Source organism: Maritimibacter fusiformis (assembly GCF_008086115.1).
Taxonomy (GTDB): domain Bacteria; phylum Pseudomonadota; class Alphaproteobacteria; order Rhodobacterales; family Rhodobacteraceae; genus Muriiphilus; species Muriiphilus fusiformis.
In genome coordinates this window covers 118912-138135 of record NZ_VSIY01000013.1, presented here as the reverse complement: position 1 = coordinate 138135, position 19224 = coordinate 118912, and the positions used below count along the sequence as shown (strand labels likewise).

At 61.2% G+C, this 19224-nt stretch carries 17 protein-coding genes; 8 read left to right on the top strand and 9 right to left on the bottom strand.

The window, feature by feature from the left end; translation table 11 throughout:
• Positions 1-59: 59 nt before the first annotated feature.
• Positions 60-287, bottom strand: coding sequence for an AraC family transcriptional regulator ligand-binding domain-containing protein (locus FVF75_RS17770; protein ID WP_246138084.1), 228 nt, complete (start codon positions 285-287; stop codon positions 60-62).
• 547 nt (positions 288-834) lie between these two features.
• Between FVF75_RS17770 and FVF75_RS17655 the strand changes: the two genes are divergently transcribed.
• Positions 835-1914, top strand: coding sequence for an ATP-binding protein (locus FVF75_RS17655; protein WP_222861227.1), 1080 nt, complete (start codon positions 835-837; stop codon positions 1912-1914).
• Between the two features lie 45 nt (positions 1915-1959).
• A complete protein-coding gene (locus FVF75_RS17650; protein WP_222861226.1) occupies positions 1960-2847 on the top strand; it encodes a hypothetical protein in 888 nt (295 codons plus the stop codon).
• Positions 2848-3192: 345 nt separating this feature from the next.
• On the opposite strand, the gene FVF75_RS12855 is transcribed toward FVF75_RS17650, so the two are convergent.
• From FVF75_RS12855 to FVF75_RS12845, 3 genes are all read right to left on the bottom strand, one after another.
• Positions 3193-5475, bottom strand: a complete 2283-nt coding sequence (locus tag FVF75_RS12855) for a type I restriction-modification system subunit M (RefSeq protein WP_148378616.1) — start codon at positions 5473-5475, stop codon at positions 3193-3195.
• 85 nt (positions 5476-5560) lie between these two features.
• On the bottom strand, positions 5561-5758 hold the full coding sequence (locus tag FVF75_RS17585) for a hypothetical protein (RefSeq protein ID WP_187393070.1): 198 nt from the start codon (positions 5756-5758) through the stop codon (positions 5561-5563).
• Between the two features lie 268 nt (positions 5759-6026).
• On the bottom strand, positions 6027-6269 hold the full coding sequence (locus tag FVF75_RS12845) for a hypothetical protein (RefSeq protein ID WP_148378610.1): 243 nt from the start codon (positions 6267-6269) through the stop codon (positions 6027-6029).
• A gap of 177 nt (positions 6270-6446) precedes the next feature.
• Between FVF75_RS12845 and FVF75_RS12840 the strand changes: the two genes are divergently transcribed.
• The 6 genes from FVF75_RS12840 (at position 6447) to FVF75_RS12815 (ending at position 12826) form a co-directional block, all read left to right on the top strand.
• Positions 6447-7121: a hypothetical protein gene (locus tag FVF75_RS12840; RefSeq protein WP_148378607.1), complete on the top strand. Its 675-nt coding sequence runs from the start codon at positions 6447-6449 to the stop codon at positions 7119-7121.
• Positions 7118-9337: a Mu transposase C-terminal domain-containing protein gene (locus tag FVF75_RS12835; RefSeq protein WP_148378603.1), complete on the top strand. Its 2220-nt coding sequence runs from the start codon at positions 7118-7120 to the stop codon at positions 9335-9337. Before FVF75_RS12840 ends, FVF75_RS12835 begins: the two co-directional genes overlap by 4 nt.
• Positions 9334-10308 (top strand): TniB family NTP-binding protein, encoded by a 975-nt coding sequence (locus FVF75_RS12830; RefSeq protein ID WP_148378599.1) that lies wholly within the window; start codon positions 9334-9336, stop codon positions 10306-10308. Before FVF75_RS12835 ends, FVF75_RS12830 begins: the two co-directional genes overlap by 4 nt.
• Complete coding sequence (locus FVF75_RS12825) at positions 10308-12131, top strand: TniQ family protein (protein ID WP_148378596.1); 1824 nt, start codon at positions 10308-10310, stop codon at positions 12129-12131. Before FVF75_RS12830 ends, FVF75_RS12825 begins: the two co-directional genes overlap by 1 nt.
• A gap of 87 nt (positions 12132-12218) precedes the next feature.
• The gene (locus FVF75_RS12820) at positions 12219-12443 is read left to right on the top strand and encodes an AbrB/MazE/SpoVT family DNA-binding domain-containing protein (RefSeq protein ID WP_148378594.1); all 225 of its coding nucleotides are present in this window, start codon (positions 12219-12221) and stop codon (positions 12441-12443) included.
• Positions 12440-12826, top strand: coding sequence for a type II toxin-antitoxin system death-on-curing family toxin (locus FVF75_RS12815; RefSeq protein ID WP_148378591.1), 387 nt, complete (start codon positions 12440-12442; stop codon positions 12824-12826). Before FVF75_RS12820 ends, FVF75_RS12815 begins: the two co-directional genes overlap by 4 nt.
• A gap of 430 nt (positions 12827-13256) precedes the next feature.
• On the opposite strand, the gene FVF75_RS12810 is transcribed toward FVF75_RS12815, so the two are convergent.
• The 5 genes from FVF75_RS12810 to FVF75_RS12790 form a co-directional block, all read right to left on the bottom strand.
• Positions 13257-13571 (bottom strand): carboxymuconolactone decarboxylase family protein, encoded by a 315-nt coding sequence (locus FVF75_RS12810; protein WP_148378588.1) that lies wholly within the window; start codon positions 13569-13571, stop codon positions 13257-13259.
• Between the two features lie 27 nt (positions 13572-13598).
• Positions 13599-14606, bottom strand: coding sequence for a GTP 3',8-cyclase MoaA (gene moaA, locus FVF75_RS12805; RefSeq protein WP_148378585.1), 1008 nt, complete (start codon positions 14604-14606; stop codon positions 13599-13601).
• Positions 14596-15123 carry a DUF2478 domain-containing protein gene (locus FVF75_RS12800; protein WP_148378582.1) on the bottom strand — a complete coding sequence of 176 codons (528 nt, stop codon included), beginning with the start codon at positions 15121-15123 and terminating at the stop codon, positions 14596-14598. Before FVF75_RS12800 ends, moaA begins: the two co-directional genes overlap by 11 nt.
• On the bottom strand, positions 15120-16391 hold the full coding sequence (locus FVF75_RS12795) for a molybdopterin molybdotransferase MoeA (protein ID WP_148378579.1): 1272 nt from the start codon (positions 16389-16391) through the stop codon (positions 15120-15122). The genes FVF75_RS12800 and FVF75_RS12795 overlap by 4 nt, the downstream gene beginning before the upstream one ends.
• Before the next feature lie 79 nt (positions 16392-16470).
• Positions 16471-19140: a molybdopterin-dependent oxidoreductase gene (locus tag FVF75_RS12790; RefSeq protein ID WP_148378576.1), complete on the bottom strand. Its 2670-nt coding sequence runs from the start codon at positions 19138-19140 to the stop codon at positions 16471-16473.
• Between the last annotated feature and the right edge of the window lie 84 nt (positions 19141-19224).

Here is a 19224-nt window from a genome sequence, read left to right as displayed (position 1 = left end):
AGCACGTCTGGGCGATCCGGGTCCGTCTCGAGATTGCCGGACACACCAGAGATCTCGCGCTATTCAACCTCGCCATCGATAGCAAGCTTCGCCGGCCTCAGCTCGTATTCGACAACGCTGGTCCAGAGGCGCGCATAGCGCTTCACTCGCGCGTAGGACGCCCCAAGCGTCGTAGCAGCCTTGAAGGCCAGCCGCCCAAGCGCGCCGTATTCGTCAAGCCGCAGGGAAGCGCCGGTGCGTACGGGAAGATCCGTCACGTCGATTTGATCGGCGATCCTTTCGAGCATGTCATAGTAGCGTTCGGACGGAACCAACTACCTGGCGTCCCAGGGGTCGTCGGGAGCGATCCCGACGCTGGCCAGCAACGCAGCAGCACCGACCCCACCGCCCGCTGCGGCGGTCACGATGGCATGGAGAGCCGCCAAGCTCGCGGTGAATCTGGGCGCGAAGCGGACTGGATGTCCTCTTTTCGCTCACGCGTGCTTTCTGCCCTTTTTGCCCAAGTGACGCGAGCGGCCCAAAGCGGTCATTCACCGAGGCATCGACAAGATCCTGAAACGGAACGGTGCGAATACATTTTTTGGCGGCGGCCCTGGAGCGCCGATCATACTGAAAAGCCATTGATCCGGCGGCGTTCGTCCTGGAGCACGTTGGGAATTGCCCCACCGTGATAGCTCACCTCCGAGCCCACGGCCATCGGCCAGGCGCCTCCCCGGGCTGCATCGGCATGTTCAACTAAGACTCCATCGTACCGCCTTGAAACCTGTCAAAAAATAGCGTCAAGTGGACCCTTGCAGAGCTTGTCGAGTGAGGTGCAATTTGAAACACCGTAGATTGGATTTGGCTTCAGAGATAAAGCGAGCGTCATTACCATCTCAATTGACTGGTTTTCTTTATCCTCTGTTTGAAGCGATTACTAATTCACTACACTCCATAGAAGACAAATATGGGGAAGAAGCCTACGAGAAGGGTTTCGTTCGTGTAAAGTTTGACGTTGATAACAAAAGAATATCAGTTGAAGACAACGGCGAGGGGTTCAACAAGGAGAACCTCATAGCATTTCTTACGCCGTTCACCGGCAACAAGCTTCGAAGAAACGGTAAAGGGTTCGGCCGCTTTATTTCGTTCAAGATCTTTGACCGCGTATTTTATTCATCGCCAACCACTTTCGAGGACGGAAGCCAAAGCAACGCGGTATTTGAGTACAAGCCACTCAGCGATTTTGACAACTTGGAGGAAATCGACGAATCTGCGCTGATCAAGCGTCATGCCTATTCGAGTGGCCTTTCTGTAGTATTTGCAAATCCGCTTGAGGAATATTGTAAGTACTTTAATTTTTCCGGTCCGGACGTTGATGAAGGCCACACAGAAGAGTCGATCTTGACCGCAGTGCTGGACCATTTCCTGCTGGACTTTGTTCAGAGAAAAGCACCCAAGAATTTCATTTTTGAAATTGCCGATGCAAAATTCAACCTGGCTAAATATTTCTCGGAAAGTGTAGTCGTTCGAGATGAGAAGAGCGTTGTTCTCGAGGTCGAAGGTGAGACGTTTGAGTTCAAATTCAACTTTATGACGATTGATGCCGAAAAGTCGAAGCGGCATAGTCTCTATTTCTATGCAGATAACAGAGCCACAAGCGACTTGGAGAACATCGCAAAGGGCCTTCGTGAAACTGCATTCGAAGACGAGAATGGTCGCCGATATAATTATCTCGTTGCAGTCAGTAGCTCGTACTTCAAGGCGACTCAGTCTCGTGACAAAATCGAAAACCTCAATGTGAAGATTACCCATGGCAAATCTGACAAAAAGCTAAAAGATGCCTTGGCTGCTGAGGCGAAAGCACACATTCTCACCTTGGAACCTGACTACACAGGACGCAGACGGAAAGTGATGCAGGCGCAGGTTGAGGAGTAAATCGCGCTTGATCCAATTCTGCGAAGAGGTTTGGGCGGAAAAAGCTTGAATGAGTTTGTAGAGGAAAGAGCAATTCTCGAATCCAAAGAGCAGCTTGCTCAAGACTTGTTCGTCGCACGTCTCAGGAGCAAGTTTGATTTCCGTAAGATCAACTCGGAAACGCCCTACGAAGACCTCCAGAGTGTTGTCCGAAATAACATCACGGCTGACGCCAAGGAAGCTTTAGCAGTCTATGTGGCCTACCGAAATGACGTAATCAAAGTCCTTTCCGAGATGCTCAATCGAAAAGAAGATGGCACCATCGCAAAAGAAGACGCAGTACATCAGCTTGTCTATCCACGGTACAAGGATAGCGAAGAAATTGACTATTCCGCGCATAACCTATGGCTGATCGATGATGACCTTGCCTATGCTGAATACATCTCCAGTGACAGAACTCCGAAAGGTAAGCATCGAGGAAAAGGCTCGTATGCCCATGACATTTTGGTAAATAATGACAACGAGCTTCTACTTGTTGAAATGAAGCGTCCCCAGAAAGCTAAGTATGATATCGCGGAGGAAGCAGATCACCCAACCGATAATCCCGTCCAACAGCTGATAAGTCAGGTGGGTGAAATTCGGGACTACGGCGGCATTACGACTTCTGGTGGCAGAAAGATCGTGGTCTCCCCCGAAACCATGGTCCGTGGCTATGTGATTGCAGACTGGAACGCTGACCTTGAGCGATACCTCAAAGACAACGATTTTAAGATCACAAACTTTGGGGGACCGATGGCTTACAATTATTATACTATGCGTAACGTAATGGTTGAGGTTTTGGCGTTCGACCGACTGAAAGATCGCGCCGCCAAACGAAATCAGGTCTTTGTCGATATTCTTGCAGGCAAGACAAACTACGCAGGGTTGAAAGTAGACTTGCTTGCTGGTGAATAACAAAAGGTCGCAGTCCCATTTACCGGCATTACAGCAGGCATAACTATCGTCGACATTTGCGAGGGCCAAGAGACGTTGATCCGAGTGCCTCGAACGGCCGCTTCCCGCCCTTTACCCGCATTTCAGATGATTGATAGCTTCGGATCGCCAGCCGCCGGGCTTGCGGTGGGTGTATTTGCGCTGGCATCGATCAAGCATCGTGAAAGCAAATCCCGGGTCCCTTCGCTTTCTCCGCGTGCAGGACGACCTCTGCAGCGGCCCGGGCATCTTCGCCGGCATCGTGGTGGTCGAAGGACAGCCTCAGATGGGTCTTCAGGGATGCGAGGCCGTGCCCGCCGTTTCCCTTTAGCTCTGGCCGGGCGCGGCGGGCGACGATGACGCTGTTCTGCCAGGTCCAAGGAGGTTCGTCCCGTCCAGGTCCGGATATTTCTTCAGAGTGGCCTCGGTCAGTGCCTCCTCGGCCTCCTTGGCCGCCTTCTTTGCCGCCGTCTCGGCCGTCATCAGCCTGGCCACCTGTTTCAGCAGCTTTGCTTCTTCCGGCTCGGCCTCGCCGAATTTCTGCCGCGCCTTGACCGACGCGGCGGTCAGCTTGCCCGCCTCGGTCAGCGCATCGGCCAGCAGACCACCCTCGGCCCCGTGTCCCTCGACCATCTCCTCGATCTCGCGGGCCAGTTCCTCGGCCTTGGCCTGCGCGTCATCAAGCGCCCGCTGCATCTCGGGGAAGAAACGGGCGACGATCAACCGGGGCGGGATGACATCCGCCACAAGGCGCACCTTTTTCACGGTCAGGTCGGCCTCTTCCAGCCATTTGACCTTTTTGCCATCGACCTCCTTGCGCGCCTCGCGCAGTTCTTTGGCCGCTTCCCAACCATCGTGGGCGATGATGAAAACATTGTCCTGCATGGTGTCCGCCCAGTAGGACATGAGACGCTGATAGGCCTCATACTGGTCGATGAGCGGCGCCTCGGCAAAGCGGGTCAGCATGTCCTCGGCAATGGTGTGGATCAGCGCTTTGGGCGTGTCGCCCACCTGGATGCCATCCATCAGCGGCGCGTTCTGCCCGGCCCAGCCGTCGAGGATGGTTTGAACCTGAGTTCTGAAGGCGTCGAATTCGGGATGGTTGCGGATGGTGGTGCGGACCTCCTCCGGCGCGATCAGCGGGTCGGAATAGCCCGGGCGCGGGTTCGGCCCGAAAAGCATGGACCGCACACCCGGCATGACATCCCAGAACTCGGCCAGCAGGTCGATGTCGCGGTTCGGCACGCCGCCTTTCAGATGCGCCTCGATGTCCTGCAGATCCTCGGAGTCGGAGCCGTCGATGTAGCGCGGGATGTTCAGGTTGAAATCGTTGCGGGTAATCTCGGCGTAGGGGACGAGCCGGGAGTAGCCCTTGATCTCGCCCTGCCGGGTATAGGCATCGGTGATCTTGTGAATATCACGCTCGCGCAGGCGGTTCTTGTTGCCGTCCTTGGCAAAGCCGCGCGAGGCTTCGATCATGAAGACGGGACGCTCCGCGCAGGCGCCGGATTTGTCGAGCACGATGATCGAGGCGGGGATGCCGGTGCCATAGAAGAGGTTCGCCGGCAGGCCGATGATCGCCTTGATGTAACCACGCTTCAGGATCTTCTGGCGAAGCTCGGCCTCCTTGTTGCCGCGGAAGAGCACGCCATGGGGCAGGATGACCGCGCCGGAGCCGGTGGCTTTCATGGAGCCCAGGATGTGCAGCAAGAAGGCGAAGTCACCGTTCTTGTCGGGCGGCATGCCAAGGTCGAAGCGGCCGAATTTGTTGTCACTGGTCAGGCCCGCGCCCCAGGCCTTGGCCGAGAACGGAGGGTTGGCGACTACGAAGTCGAAGGTCTGGAGTTCGGTTTCGGAGGCCTTGAACTGCGGCTCGCCGATGACGTCGCCCTGGGCGATCTCGGCATCCTCGCGCCCGTGCATGATCATGTTCATCTTGGCGAGGCCGCGGGTGGTGATATCCATTTCCTGACCGTAGATGGTCAGGCTGACATCGGCGGCGTCGGCGGCCTTGAGGAGGAGAGAGCCTGAACCACAGGTGGGGTCGTAGACGGTCTGCTTGGGGCTGGTGGCACGGTTGACGCCGGCGACCGCGGCGACAACGCGTGAGACCTCGGCAGGCGTGTAGAACTGGCCCTTGCTCTTGCCGGACTCGGTGGCGAAGTTCCGCATCAGGTATTCATAGGCATCGCCGAGGATGTCGTCGCCATCCGCCCGGTTGCGGCTGAAGTTCAGCTCCTCGCGGCTGAAGATGTTGATGAGCGCGGTGAGCGTCGCGACCATCTTGGGCCCGCGCCCGAATTTCTCGGTATCGTTGAAATAGGCCCGATCGATCACGTTCTTGAGGTCGTTCGCCTCGGCAATCCCGGCGATGGCAGTGTCGATGCCTTCGCCGATGTCCTTAGTGCCGCGCAGCTTGCGGATGTCTTCGAACGAGCATCCTTCCGGCACCTCAATCAGGGCGTCAGGTTGCCCGGCCCGGTCGGAGATGTATTTCACGAAGAGCAGGGTAAGGATGTAATCCTTGTAGAGCGAGGCATCCATTCCGCCCCGGAGCTGATCACAGCTCTCCCATAAAGAACGGTAAATGTCGCTTTTCTTGATCGCCATGCTGCGCCTCGTTTCTTCGCGGCGCTGCACTCGGGGCGGCGCTCTTTCGTTTCCAAGGCGATATGACCGGAAATGCCGAGCTTCCTCAAGGAAATTGCCGCTTTTCGTGAAAGGAGGGGCCTGACCGCAGGCTTGGCCTTCTGAAGTTGTTGCAAGTGTTTCCTGGCGCGCCGACAGATCCCTTGCCCTTGCCCTTGCCCTTGCCCTTGCCCTTGCCCTTGCCCTTGCCCTTGCCCTTGCCCTGGCAACCGTGACCCGTGCCCATCGCCATCGTCATCGTCATCGTGATCGGTCTTCGCGGAAGCCGCTGATTCGTCGAAAAACGGATCGCGGACGCGGGCCACCGGGGATTCAAACCTATACCATTCAATTCGGTTTGCCATGTCGCGTTGCAAAAATGTCTCGGCGGCGACCCTTGGTTCGGACCAATTCAGAGCTGTTCTCCACCTCGCAAAAAAAGTTTGACCGACGGTCTTCCGGAGTGGTTGTCTTTACTCATTTATTTACCAAGAAAAAACAATGGCTTAGGTGAAGTCTGAAATTCACTCGGTTCAGTTGGAAGAAAACGGAAATGGAATCGACAAAAATATTTTGGCCAAAATCAGCTGTTGTCGGGGGGTCCGGATTGGGTAGTTTCTCGACCCCAAGCGAAGGCTGAACGGCAGATCACGCAGATCGGGACGCAGTTTTTTCTTCGTGAAACCGGCAGTCAGCCAACCTCTCAATCGACAACGCCGCAGCTTGGCGACCGGTTCCGAGGTCAAGGTCAAGAGGAGATCAACGACGATGGTCAACGGCAAAGAGTAGACCACCAGGCTTCGCAGGCCGCCCCACGGTGAAGCCTGCCCCCCGAGCCTCCCGAAGTCACCGGCGGGCTCTCAACACGAAACCAGAAATCGGTATCGCCGTCTTCGGGCAGCGTCGGAGCGCATTCCGGCGAGCGGTACCTTCATGCCGAAAGGAACAAGAGTATGATGAAGATGCCGGATGGCGGGATCACGATGCCGGAGCGCGTGCAGACTGCACGTAAAACGGCCGTCGGTGCCCGGGAACACCAAACTGGACAGGTCACGATGGACCCCGATGAGGGCTACACCGTGGGCTACGACAGCAACACCGAAATGAAGTGCATGCTTGTCCTCCTCGCCCGCCCGGATGTGGCTGGGATCGAAAGCCAAGTGCTCTTTCAGTGGCTCGAGGCCGACGGGGAAATCGGCAAGCACTTTTTCGACTTCCGCGCCCTGATGGCCGACGGCAAGCGCGTCGCGATCATGGTGAAGTCGGAATTTCGCCGCCGCCAAGCCAAGGTTCAGAACGAGCTTGCGGAAGTCGCGGCTCGGGTTCCTCGGAGCTTTGCCGACGCGGTCGTCGTGATGACCGAGCGTGACATCGACCCCGTGGAATACTTCAATGCCGAGATGATGCATGAGATGCGTCGTCCCGATCCCGATGCAGACGCTGCCGCACGGAGACTCCTTGGCGAGATCGTCGGCTCTGTCCGGGTCCAGGATCTGGTCGAGGCAATCGGCCTCGGAGCGCGCGGGTTCCGGGCCGTGGTTCGCCTGCTCCGCTCTCACGAACTCGAACTCACACTCAACGTGCGCATTACGCACGAGGCCCATGTCCGCCGGAGGATGTCCAAATGAACGCCGTCAAACCCAGCCCCGTTCAGCCCAAGTTCTCCTTCTCGGAATACGATGGTATCGTGATCGGAGGGCAGCCTTTCCGCTACTTCGAGACCCGCGAAGATGGCCATATGTTCGTCGCGGCGACGGGCAAGGGCGTGCCTCAGGTCATGACCAACGCCGAAATCAGCCGTTATCTCACGGTCGGAAACTTTAAGTGCACTCCGAACCAACATCAGCCCGAGCATCTGCGGAAGCGCTTTCTGCCGAATGGTGAGCTGCTTTCCCTCAGGGGCCACAAAGCCCAGAAAAAGGCCGCGATGCGGATGTCTGTTGTACATGCGTTCCGTGAGCTTCTGAACGACGATAAAACGGACATCAAGCGCACCGCGAATTCCGTCAAACCTCACCTCGATGCCATCAAGCTGCGTGCCGCAAAGATTCAGCGGGAGGGTTCGCCCGAAGATCGTGGCAAAGATCTGCCTGTACCTGAAGATCTGGGCGCGAAGACCGTGCTCGAATGGGAGCGGAAGGAGAGACGTTTCGGTCTGGCAGGCCTTTACGACAGGATCTCCGAACGCGGTAATCGGGACCGCCGAATGACAGCCGATGAACTGATGATCATGGGCAAGGTCGTGAGCAAGTATCTCAACATCCAGCGCCCGTCGCAGGCCATCGTCTTCGAAGAGGTCAAAACCGCCTTCCTCGCCGAGAATGAGCGTCGCCGGGCCGCCAGCGAGCCGGAAATCCTCTGCCCGTCCCGTGAGACGGTGCGGCAGGCCATCCGGAAGCTCAACCCTTTCGACGTGACCCTGACCCGCAAAGGCCGGGAGGCTGCAAACCGGCAGTTCGCACCCGTCGGCATGGGGCTTGATATTACGCGCCCGATGCAACGTGTCGAGTTCGACGAGTGGGAGGTCGATGCGATTACCCTCATGGCCGAAGGTGGGCTGTTTCATCACCTGACGGAGGAGGAAAAGAAGGCCCTCGGGCTGGACAAGAAGAAGGCCCGGTGGTGGATCACCGTGGCCATCTGCTGTGCGACGCGGTGCATTGTCGGCATGGTGATCTCCCGGCAGCCCAACTCTCAGAGCGCACTCCGGGTCATCGAAATGATGATGCGCGACAAGGGTGTGTGGGGAGATGCCTACGGCGGTCTCACGCCCTGGAACCAGTTCGGCTGGCCTTCGTTCATCGTGACCGACTGTGTGAGCTACAACATCTCGAACCTTGTCCAGGCGCGCGTGTCCGACCTCGGCATCACGCTGCAGTATTGCGCCGCTGCCCCTCCGGAATCGAAGGGCAGGATCGAGCGCGTGTTCGGCACATTCGCGACCAAACTTATGCCCCGGCTGAGTGGGCGGACCTTCAGCAACACCGTCGAGCGGGGGGATTACGACTCGGTGGCACGTGCAGCGCTCAACCCGGAAGAGTTCTGTTCGGTCCTGGTTCGCTACATCGTGGACATTTACCATCGCACCCCGCACCGCGGGCTGAATGGGGAAACTCCGCTGGACTGCTGGAACCGGCTGGTCGAGAAATTCGGTGTCCAGCCACCGCCGGACCTCGGTCGTCGGCGCCTGATTTTCGGCCATGAGCGGGAACGCACCGTGACCCGTCAGGGGATCACCATCCTCGGGGTCCGTTATCACTCGGAAATCCTGGCCCGGTTCATGACCAGGGCGCAGGAGCGCAAGGTCTCGATCCGGTGGTATCCCGAGGACATCGGCGCCATCTGGGCCGAGCTGAATGGGCGCTGGTTCGAGATCCCCGCCGTGTTCGATCGGTATCAAGGCGTCTGTGCGCAGGAATGGCTGCACGCGGCGGCCGAGATCCGAGCGAAAAATGCCAGGAACGCCGAAGTCAACTTTGCCGTGGTTCGCCAAGCGCTCGATTTCATCAAGAAAACCAACAGCGATGCCATGACCCGCGTCGGGCTCATCATGGAAGACTGGTCCGAGAAGCGCATGGACTACGAGGAAGACCGCCTGTTCATCGGGTTCAAGACCTCGGAGACGGAGCCTGAGAACCCCTATGACGGGGCCCGGGACGAATGGGGGACGCGCCTTGCCACGGCCGGTTGCACCCCCTCGGACGACAACGCCGACGAAAATCAAACCAGCGCGGAAGATTCTGCTTCCGGCGGTTTCAGCGCGATCCAATTTCCCGCTCATCAGCCGGGCGATCATGCCGACGTGGCTGATGACGGCGACGATTGGACCCTGGAGGACGAATGACCATGACTGCATCAACTCTCACCATCAACGAAAAACTCGCAGCCGTGGACCGGCTGCGAGACAAGTACCTCTCGACCCCGCGGGACGCTCAGTTCCGTAGCTACCTGGACCGGCTGCTGCAGCGCGATGAGCAGGGAAACCTGCTTCCGAAGCCCCGCCTCTTCAACAAGGCCGGCGATGCACGCGGCATCGCCGTGGTGGAGCCCGCCGGCGGGGGCAAGACCTCGCTGGTGCATCATGGCCTGAAGACTCATCCGGCGTTGCAGCCGCGCGACGCGGCACATCAGCCATGGGTCGGGGTGCGTGTGCCCAGCCCGGCCACCGCCAAGAGCCTGGGGATCGAGATCCTCAGCGCCAGCGGGTACCCGTCCGTCTCCCGGTCACAGACCGAGGACGATATCATGCGCAAGGTGCGGCACCATTTCAGACTCCGTGGGACGGCGATCCTGTGGATCGATGAGGCGCATGACCTGTTCGGCGCTGGGAGCAAGTTCAAGGTCGATGTCTTCCTGAAGACCGTCCGCAACCTGATGCAGGGGGACGGTGCCGTCAGCGTCGTGCTGAGCGGTGTTGAAAGCCTCTGGCAGATCGCTTCCTGCGATGCCCAGGTCACCCGCCGCTACTGGCGGCTGCCTCTTGGGGATGTTTCGCCGCATTCGGATCGCAATGCCTTGACCAAGGTCATCGCCGGTTTCTGCAACGCGGTCGGCGTGCAGCCGCCGTCGGACGAGGATCTGGTGGATCGTCTCGTTCACGCGAGCCGCAACCGTTTCGGCCGCTGTATCGAAAACATCCTCGCGGCGCTCGAGGCGGCGGCCCTGGTGGATGCCGATGAATTGACAATCAACCATTTCGCCGAGAGCTGGGGCATGCAGGAAGGTTGCGGCATGGGTCAGAACGTCTTTCTTGCCCGCCACTGGGCCAGGATCGATCTCGGTGAGGCCCAGTTGTTCGGGCAGGGTGCGCGCTGATGCTCGTCCCTCATTTCCCTTTTCATCCCGAGGAGAGTCCGCTGTCATATGCGGCGTGCCTTGCCAGGCTCCACACCGGTGATCGGCTGGTCTCGTTTCTTCGCGATGTCGGCATTTCGCCAGACCAAATGGCGGTCAATGACAGAACTGCTGTCTCGCGCCTCGCCGAGATCGCAGGAGTGGCTGTCGAGGACCTGTGCGCGAATGCCGCAATTCCGGTCGGGAAACGCCTATACGACATCCGGGGTGAGCTGGTCACCGCGGAGTTCCTCGCAAATCCCTACACGGTCTTTTGTCCGGCCTGTCTGGCAAGGGATGACGAGACCGGCATTCGCCGCGGGCGTTGGACGTGGACGCTGTCGGTCGTGCGAACCTGTCAGCATCACCAGATCCCGCTCCTGCGCCAGGCGTCAATTGCGTGGGATGACAAGTTTCACGAACTTGATCGCCGGGTGCCCGAGCGCGGCGCTGAGCTTCAGAAGATGATCGAGAGGGCAGTGCACCGCTCGGTTTCGCCGCTCCAGGACTATGTCCTGCGTCGCCTCGACGGGAATACTGGCTCCGATTGGCTGGATTCGCAAACGCTGGATCAGGCAACCCGTGCGACAGAGCTTCTGGGCGTACTGGTTGCCTTCGGCCCGGCGCAGAAATTGCCGGAGCTGACCTCTGATGACTGGGACCGCGCCGGGCGTGTGGGCTTTGAATTCACGTCGCGCGGCGAGCAGGGCATCCGGGAAGCTCTGGAGGCTCAGCTCAGGAAATTCGATGATGCAACCGGGACACCCGGGGCGCGCAAGATATTCGGGCGCTTCTATGAAGCCATTGCGCACTCGAAATCGCTCAAGGAACCCGGGGACATCGCGCGGATCCTTCGCGACGTCATCACTGAGAGCATCGCCCTGCCGGCCGGAACCAAGGTGCTCGGTGTGGAACTCCCCGAACGCCGCCTGCACACGCTCGCTTCCCTTGCCAAGGAGCAGCAGCTTGACTCGAGGGCTCTGGGCAACGTGCTGATTGCTGCCGGAGTACTGCCTGAGAAGGCCTCGGCCCATTACCCCATCCCTGTGGCCAGGGGCCGGGAGATCGCGGCCCGAACGAAGCGGATAGTGCATGTTGTTTCCTTGCCTGACGTGTTGGGTTGTGGTCGACCCCTCGTCGATCAGCTTTTTGCCGATCGGCTTCTCACACCCATCTACTCCGAACGGCCGGGACTGAAGGGGCGGATCCAGAAGGCCGTGGATCGCGAGGAGGTTGCCATGCTGGTTGGCGATCTGCACGCGAAAGCAACCGAACTGGGGGCCGAGACCGACGGGCTGGTGCCGGTCTCGAAAGCCGCGGAAAAGGCCAAGGTGCCGGCCATTACTGTGGTACACATGATCCTCGGCGGGTTCCTCAAGCGCGTGGTTCGCCTGACTGGTGAGGGCGGGATCACTGCGCTGCGGGTGGACACGGCCGAGGTCAAGCACCACGCGGCGGCCTGCACGACGGGGCTCTCGCCCATGGAAGCTTTCGGTGCGCTCAAGATTCCGAAGGACACCGGGTGGGGCCTGGTGGACCGGTGCCCGGAGGACGTGAGCCTGGCCGTCGACTGGATCGTTGGTCCGTCAGGTGGACATCGGATCCCGCGGTTCGACCCGGCGACGGTGGCGGAATTCAAGGGCCGGTTCACCCATCCGGCCAGACTCGCTGAACAGCATGATCTGCAGATCGGGGAGGTAGTCCGTCGGCTGAAGCGGCACCGCGTTCGCCCCGCGTTGAGCGGGGCCGAGGTTGGCATTGACTTCTATCGGGTCAGTGATTTGAAAGGGGATATTCTCTCATGAAATAGAGGCTGGTTCCTGTCCCAGCCCAGCATCTTGCGAACAATCGTCGAAGTGCGTATATACGAGTGTAAACACGGAGGCCCGAAGATGATCGAGACAAAAATCCGCAAAGTTGGCAATTCGGCGGTCATGACCCTGACGACTGAAATGCTCACGATACTCGACGCCAAGGAAGGGGATTCCCTGTTCGTGGTCCGCGGCGACGATGGCAGCCTCAAGCTCATGACGCATGATCCCTCCGTGGCGGAGGCGCTCAAGGCAGCCGAAATCGTCATGGATGACAACCGGGATCTGCTGCAAGCCCTGGCATGAGCAACCATATCTGGGTGCCCTTGGCCGCGGTCACCATCATTCACGACCGGCAGATCGCCCGACACGGCGGCGCGCCCGGGATGCGGGACCGGGCACTTCTCGAAATGGGCTGTGCCCGCGCGATGAATCTCGCGGCATACAAGGACGCCGGAGTGAGTGAGATCGCAGCGGCCTACGCGTTCGGGATCGCCAAGGCTCACGCCTTCGTTGATGGCAACAAGCGCACGGCCTTCGTCACGGCGATCACCTTTCTGCGGCTTAATGGTTACGCTTTTCGTCCCGATCCGGTCGTGGGCGTGCGCATGATGGAAGATCTCGCGTCTGGCGACCTAACCGAAGCCGATTTTGCCTCCTGGCTTGAGCAAGGGATGGCCGCGATATGAAGGTTTGAAGCCCGATTTAACATAAGGGGCCCTATCGGCCCGCTATCATGTCGATTTTGGAAGGCCGCCCTTATGGGCGGTCTTTTTTTGTCTGGTGCGCTCCGGTTTGAAAACGCCCCAGCCGTCCAGTTCCGACCACGAAGTATCGGCCGCAGCGACGCCCGAGAATTGGCATCTTATGCTTGTCGAAAATGGGCGTCATAAGCTTGGCGAATGGACAACTCCGTGGCCTTGATCTAATGCGGGATAAATAAAATCAGTTACTTAGGGTTTGGCGATGGCCAAGTAATGCTGGTCGCGACACGCTGAACTGACCACCAACCAACGGCCCCGCGCGGGGCGGAAATGGCCATTCTGCCACCGCAAAGGCCAGTCAGGCGACGGCACCCTCATGCATCGCGATCGGGCGTCCGGCACCTCGTGCTGCAGATTATTTCTCGGTCATATCCGAAATCCAGGTGCCGGCGGCGACGGCACGGGGCAGGCCCAGGGGGCCAATGGCCAAGAGGGCAACCTGGTGCAGATCGCGCTCGGAAACGCCTTCGGCCAGGCCCCGGCGGGCGTGCGAATGAACCGCGCCTTCGGAACCCGCGCCGATTGCGAGCGCGAGTTTGACAAGGCGGCGTTCGCGCTTCGTGAGGTCTCCGGCAGCGGCGGTTGCCGCCCCGAGGTCGGCATAGGCCGACCAGATCGCGGGATGGGTCGTCGCCAGGTCGCCGGCGGCGGCAGGGAGGGTCTTGCTCATGGTCGTTTCCTTTCGGGTTCGAACCGTCTATCCGCCAAGCGCGGACATATGGCGTGCCACAGCGGGGCTTGCCATTCGTGAAATGTCAAACCGATGCCGCTCGGGTTTTGTGCGCAGGGCCGCGCGGATAGCCTCGACCGTCGCCTGCTCGGAGGTGCGAAGCGGGGTGCGCAGATCGATCGAGCCTTCGTCGCCCATGCAGGTGTAGAGCCGCCCGGTGCAGCTGACGCGAACACGGTTGCACAGCGCGCAGAAATTGCACGACATCGGCGAGATGAAGCCGAGTTGGCCGCCGGTTTGCGCCACTTGCACATAACGCGCCGGCCCGCCCGAGTTGCGCCGGCTGGGCGTCAACGTCCAGCGCTGGGCCAGTTCCGCCTCCAGGTCGCGCAGCGAAAGGACGCTTTGGCTGCGGTCGAGCCCGGTGTCGCCCAGCGGCATTTCCTCGATCAGGCTCAGGTCCATGCCGCGCGCATGGGCAAATCGGATCAGGTCGTCGACTTCGGCCTCGAACGCGCCCAGGCTCGCGACGGCATTGAGCTTCACCTTCAGCCCGGCGCCAAGGGCCGCGTCGATGCCCGCGAACACGCGGGAAATATTCCCGATCCGCGTCAGCTCGCGAAAACGGTCGGCGTCCAGCGTATCGAGCGAGACATTGACGCGCCGCACCCCGCAGGCCGCCAGCGTTTGCGCGTGCCGGGCCAGTTGCGTGCCGTTGGTCGTCAGCGTCAACTCGTCCAGCGCGCCCGATTTCAGGTGGCGCGACAGGTCGCGGAACAGGTCCATCACATCGGGGCGCACCAGCGGCTCGCCGCCGGTCAAACGCAGCTTGCGCACGCCGCGGCGGATGAAAATATCGCCGAGCCGCGCCAGTTCCTCGAGGCTGAGGACATCGCGTTTGGGCAGGAACGTCATCTTTTCGGCCATGCAGTAGGTGCAGCGCAGATCGCAGCGGTCGGTCACCGACAGGCGCAGGTAGGTGACGGTGCGTCCGAAGCTGTCGACCAGTGCGGCGGGGGTGGCATCAAGCGGCATCGCGCGCCTCCCGCGTCTGGTCGAACCAGGCCAGCACGGCGTCCCGCGTCATCGGCAGATCGCAGGACAGTCCGGCACCGAACGCGGACCACGCCTCCTGATAGGTCGGGCGCACGGCCAGCAACACCGGCACGCCGCGCGCGATGGCCTTGCCGATCAGGTCGCGAAACCCACGCCCCTCGCTTTCGCCGCGGCCAAACCGGTTGAGGATCAGAAGATCGGCGCCGCCGTCCAGTTCGCGCTCGATGAAGGACGAGCACTCGGCCAGCGCGCCGTGGTGCAGCCGGCACCCGCGTGAGCCATTGCCCAGGGGTTGCGAGATGCGAAACACGCGACCGGAGCCGAGGGTCGTGAGGTCCATGTCGGCGCAGTGGCATTCGCCGGCTTCGGCCCCGCGCGTCTGCAACGCACCGCGCACGCGAAGGCCGCTCAGTGTCAGGTTTTCGGCCAGGTCGGCGAAAAACCCGTCGATATCTGCGCGCTCGAAACGCACGGCGGCGAGGGGGTAGAGGCTCATGTCACGTCTCCAGCGGGGCAGAACGGACGCCAGAACAGCGGCGTGCCGGGTGATATTTCGCGGCAGTCGGCGGGCACGATGGCCAGGCCGTCAGCGCCGGCAAGCGGCAGCAGCGTGGCCGACACGCTTTGCCCAAGGCGCTCCAGAACGGGCAGGCCCGCCTCGTCGTAGGCCGCAAGGCGCACCGGGAAAACCTCGGCCCGGCCCGGTTTGCGCGACCACGCGAAGCCCGCAATCGCGGGCACCGGGGCAAACGGCGCGATCCGCGCGCCCAGCAGGCGGGCGAGTTGCGGCAGCACGAACAGGTGAAAGCCGACATGCACGGCAAACGGATTGCCCGGCAGGCCGGTGAACGCAGCCGCGCCCAGCGTTCCGAACATCACCGGCTTGCCCGGCTTCAGCGCCACGCGCCAGCCGTGAACCGTGCCGCCGGCGGCGATGAGGGCTTCGCGGATGTGATCCTTGCCGCCCATCGAGACGGCCCCCGAGGACAGGATCAGGTCGTAGCGGTCGCCGATCCCATGCAGGGCTTCGGCGGTGGCCGCGGCGTCGTCGGGCAGGATGCCCAGGTCGGTGACATCCGCACCGGCCTCGCGCGCCAGCGCCAGCAGCATCGGGCGGTTGGAATCGGGGATCTGGCCGGGCGCACGCGGGCCGCTCTGCAGTTCGTCGCCGGTGGAGAACACCGCGAGACGGGGCTTGCGGATCACCTCGACCGCGTCGATGCCATTGGCGGACAGCAGGCCGATGTGATGCGCCGCGATCCGCGTGTTGGCGTCGAGCAGCTTCTGCCCGACCGCCTGATCGCTGCCCGCGCGGCGGATGTTGTCGCCCACGGCAGGTGCGCGTTCGATATGAACCTTCGTGGTCTTGTCGACGCAGGCCTCGACCATCACCACGGCATCCGCGCCGAGCGGCAGCGGCGCGCCGGTGAAGATGCGCATGGCGGCGCCTGCCGGCAGATCGCACGGCGCGTCGCCAGCCGCGATCGTGCCCGCGACGGGCAGGCAGCAGCGCCCGTCCAGATCGGCGCATCGCAGCGCAAAGCCGTCCATCGCGGAGTTGTCGAAAAACGGCATCGCCTCGGTGGCGCGGACGGCCCCGGCGGTGGTGCGGCCCAGCGCCGTGGCGAGCGGGACGGACTCCGTCTCGGTGATCGGGGCGACCTGCGCCAGGGCGCGGACCAGCGCGTCGGTGACGCTCATCATCTCGGTGGCGTCCGCCAGACTGTCACAGCTGCAACCGGCGGTTACGCGGGCAATATGCATCGTCCTCTCCGCGAATTCCTTGGGGGTGAATGAGACCAGAGGGCCGGAAAACCGGCCCCCTGGGTGGTGTTCGGAATGCCTACATCGCGTCGGAGGCGTTCTTGAGCAGGTAGTCCATCACCAGCTCGGCCTCCTCGCCTTCAAGGCCCGCACGCGGGAACATCGACGGCGTGATGCCGCGCCACTGTTGCTGCGTGAAGTGGGTGACTTCGCGCGGCGCATGGCAGACCGTGCAACGCTCGAAGTAGATCTTCTCACCCGGCCCCATGTCGGCATAGAGCTTCTCGGTCAGGTCGTAGAGGCGATCGAGGCCAAGCACGTCCTCGTCGATCTCGGCGATCTCCATGTCCTCGATGATGGCCGGCTTCTCGTAGGCCAGGTTCGGGCCCTCGGGGTCTTCGCACTTGCGCATGTAGCACAGCACGGTGTTGGCCGTGGTCGCCTGGGCAAGGCCCGAAGACGGTTGAGTCGAGGTCAGGAAGTTCACCAGGCCCGAGTTGCACCGGCCCTTGCTGTCGAGCGACGGCCAGGCCCCTTCGTAGATCGAGACCACGCCCGGCATGATGTCGTCGCTGACAACCGCCCCGGCGATCACCGTGCCACGGTCGTTGTAAAGCTCGACCAGATCGCCATCCTCGATGCCGCGATCCGCGGCGTCCTGGGTGTTGATCCGCACCGGCTCTCGCCCCTGCACCTTGTAAAGCGCGCGCAGGTTTTCCGACTGGTCCATCTGGCTGTGCAGGCGGAACCACGGGTGCGGCGACACGACGTGCAACTGGCCTTCCTTGGCATTGCCGAGATATTCGTGCTTTTCCATCCACATCGGCATGCCGGGCATGTCGTCGATCCCGAGCTTGGCGAAGTCTTCGCAGAACATCTCGATCTTGCCCGAGGTGGTGTGCAGCGGGCTGCCTTCGGGGTCGTTGTAGAACGCGCTGTGGCGGGTCCAGGCGCGGGCTTCTTCCGGCACCTCCATGCGGGCATAGCCCTTTTCCCAGAACTCTTCGAACGGCGTGTGCTCGGCCGCCCCGGATTTCTCGTAGGCGAGCCGGATGTGATACATCTTGTCTTCGCCTTCGGTGAACTGCATCCACAGGCCCAACTTGTCGGCCAGCCCTTCGAAGATCTCGTAGTCGGGCAGGCTGTCGCCGACCGGCTCGATCACCTTCTTCATGGCGTAGACCTTGTCGTTGGAATAGGTGCCGCCGACGCTGATGTCGTCCTGCTCCAATGTCGAGGCCGCGGGCATCACGATGTCGCACCAGCGCGTCGCCGCGGTCCACCAGACATCGACGCTGATGACGGTTTCGACGTTTTCAAGCGCCTTGATCAGGCGGTTGGTGTCCTGCTGGTGGCTCATGAAGTTGTTGCCGGCGTTGAAGATGACCTTCACGTCCGGGTAGGTGTGGGTGTTGCCGTTGTAGAAGACCTGCTTGCCGGGGTTTTCCAGCATGTCGGTGATCCGGCTGGCCGGGCAGACGCCTTTGACGAAGTTGCGGCCCTGGGACATGCCCGAGGGCGTCGCCTTACCCGACACCGGCATGCCGCCGTTGCCATAGTGCCAGCTGAAGCCGACGCCGCAGCCCGGCTTGCCGATCTTGCCGGTGAGCGCGGCGAAGTTGATGATCGCCCAATGCGTCATCTCGCCGTGCTGGGCGCGCTGCAGCGACCATGCGCCGGCGATCGAGGTGTTGGACGTGGCGAACAGCTCGGCCATCTCGCGGATCTTGTCCGCCTCGATGCCGGTGATATCGGCGGCCCAGTCCGGTGTCTTGGCAACGCCATCGTCATCGCCGTTGAGATAGGCGATCCACTTGTCGGCGCCGACGGTATAGGTGTCCATGTAGGTGCGGTCTTCGAGGCCTTGTGCAAGCACATGGTTGGCCATGGCGCAGAACAGGGCAACGTCGGTGTTCGGCACGATCCGGACCCAGTCGGCATCCAGGTATTCGTCGGACGCGGTGCGCTGCGGGTTGATCGACACGAACTTGACGCCCGCGTCGCGGATCTCTTCCCAATGGGCATACATGCCGTGGTCGGCCACGGTGAACTCGATGCGGTTGTTCTTGATCGGGTCGCACCCGACCAGCACGAACACCTCGGTGTTGTCGCGGATCGTCTCCCAGGCCGATTGCGCCGAATAGACCTCCATGTCACCGATGATGTGCGGCAGCGACACCTGGCTGGCGCCGGCCGACCAGTCGCCGGCGGTGTTGGTGCAGCCGCCGATGAGGTTGATCAGGCGGCCCTGAAGCACGTTGGGCCGGAAGTTGCCCGCGTTCGACCAGCCGCCGTAGGACGAGCTGAAGATCGCCTCGTTGCCGTGGTTGGCGGCGGTGTCGAGCAGCGCCTTGGCCGACAGGCTCCAGACCGTGTCCCAGTCGACCCGGACATAGGGTTCCTTGCCGCGCAGCTCGGGCTTGGTGTCGCCGGTCTCCCAGCCTTCAAGGTAGGATTTGCGCACCATCGGATAGTTGATCCGCGACTTGTCATAGGTGCGGTCCATGATGCCGTGGCTCAGCATCTCGGTCGGACGCGCGTCGATTTCGACGATGTTGTTGACGCCGACCAGTTTACCGTCACGCACCACCGCCTCGAACGGACCATAGTGGGTGGCATGGAAAACGCGGTCCTTGAACGAGTTGGGGTCGAGCGCGGCCATGGCCGTCGTGCCCATCAGGCTGGTGGTGCCCAGCATGGCAGCGCCGCCTTGCAGGAAGGCGCGTCGGGACGGGTGGTTGAATGACATTTCATGTCTCCTGTGGCTGACTGTCTGGCCTCACACTATTCTTGAGGCGGTCGGCATTCGTTGATGCGGCGCAAAATGAGTTGT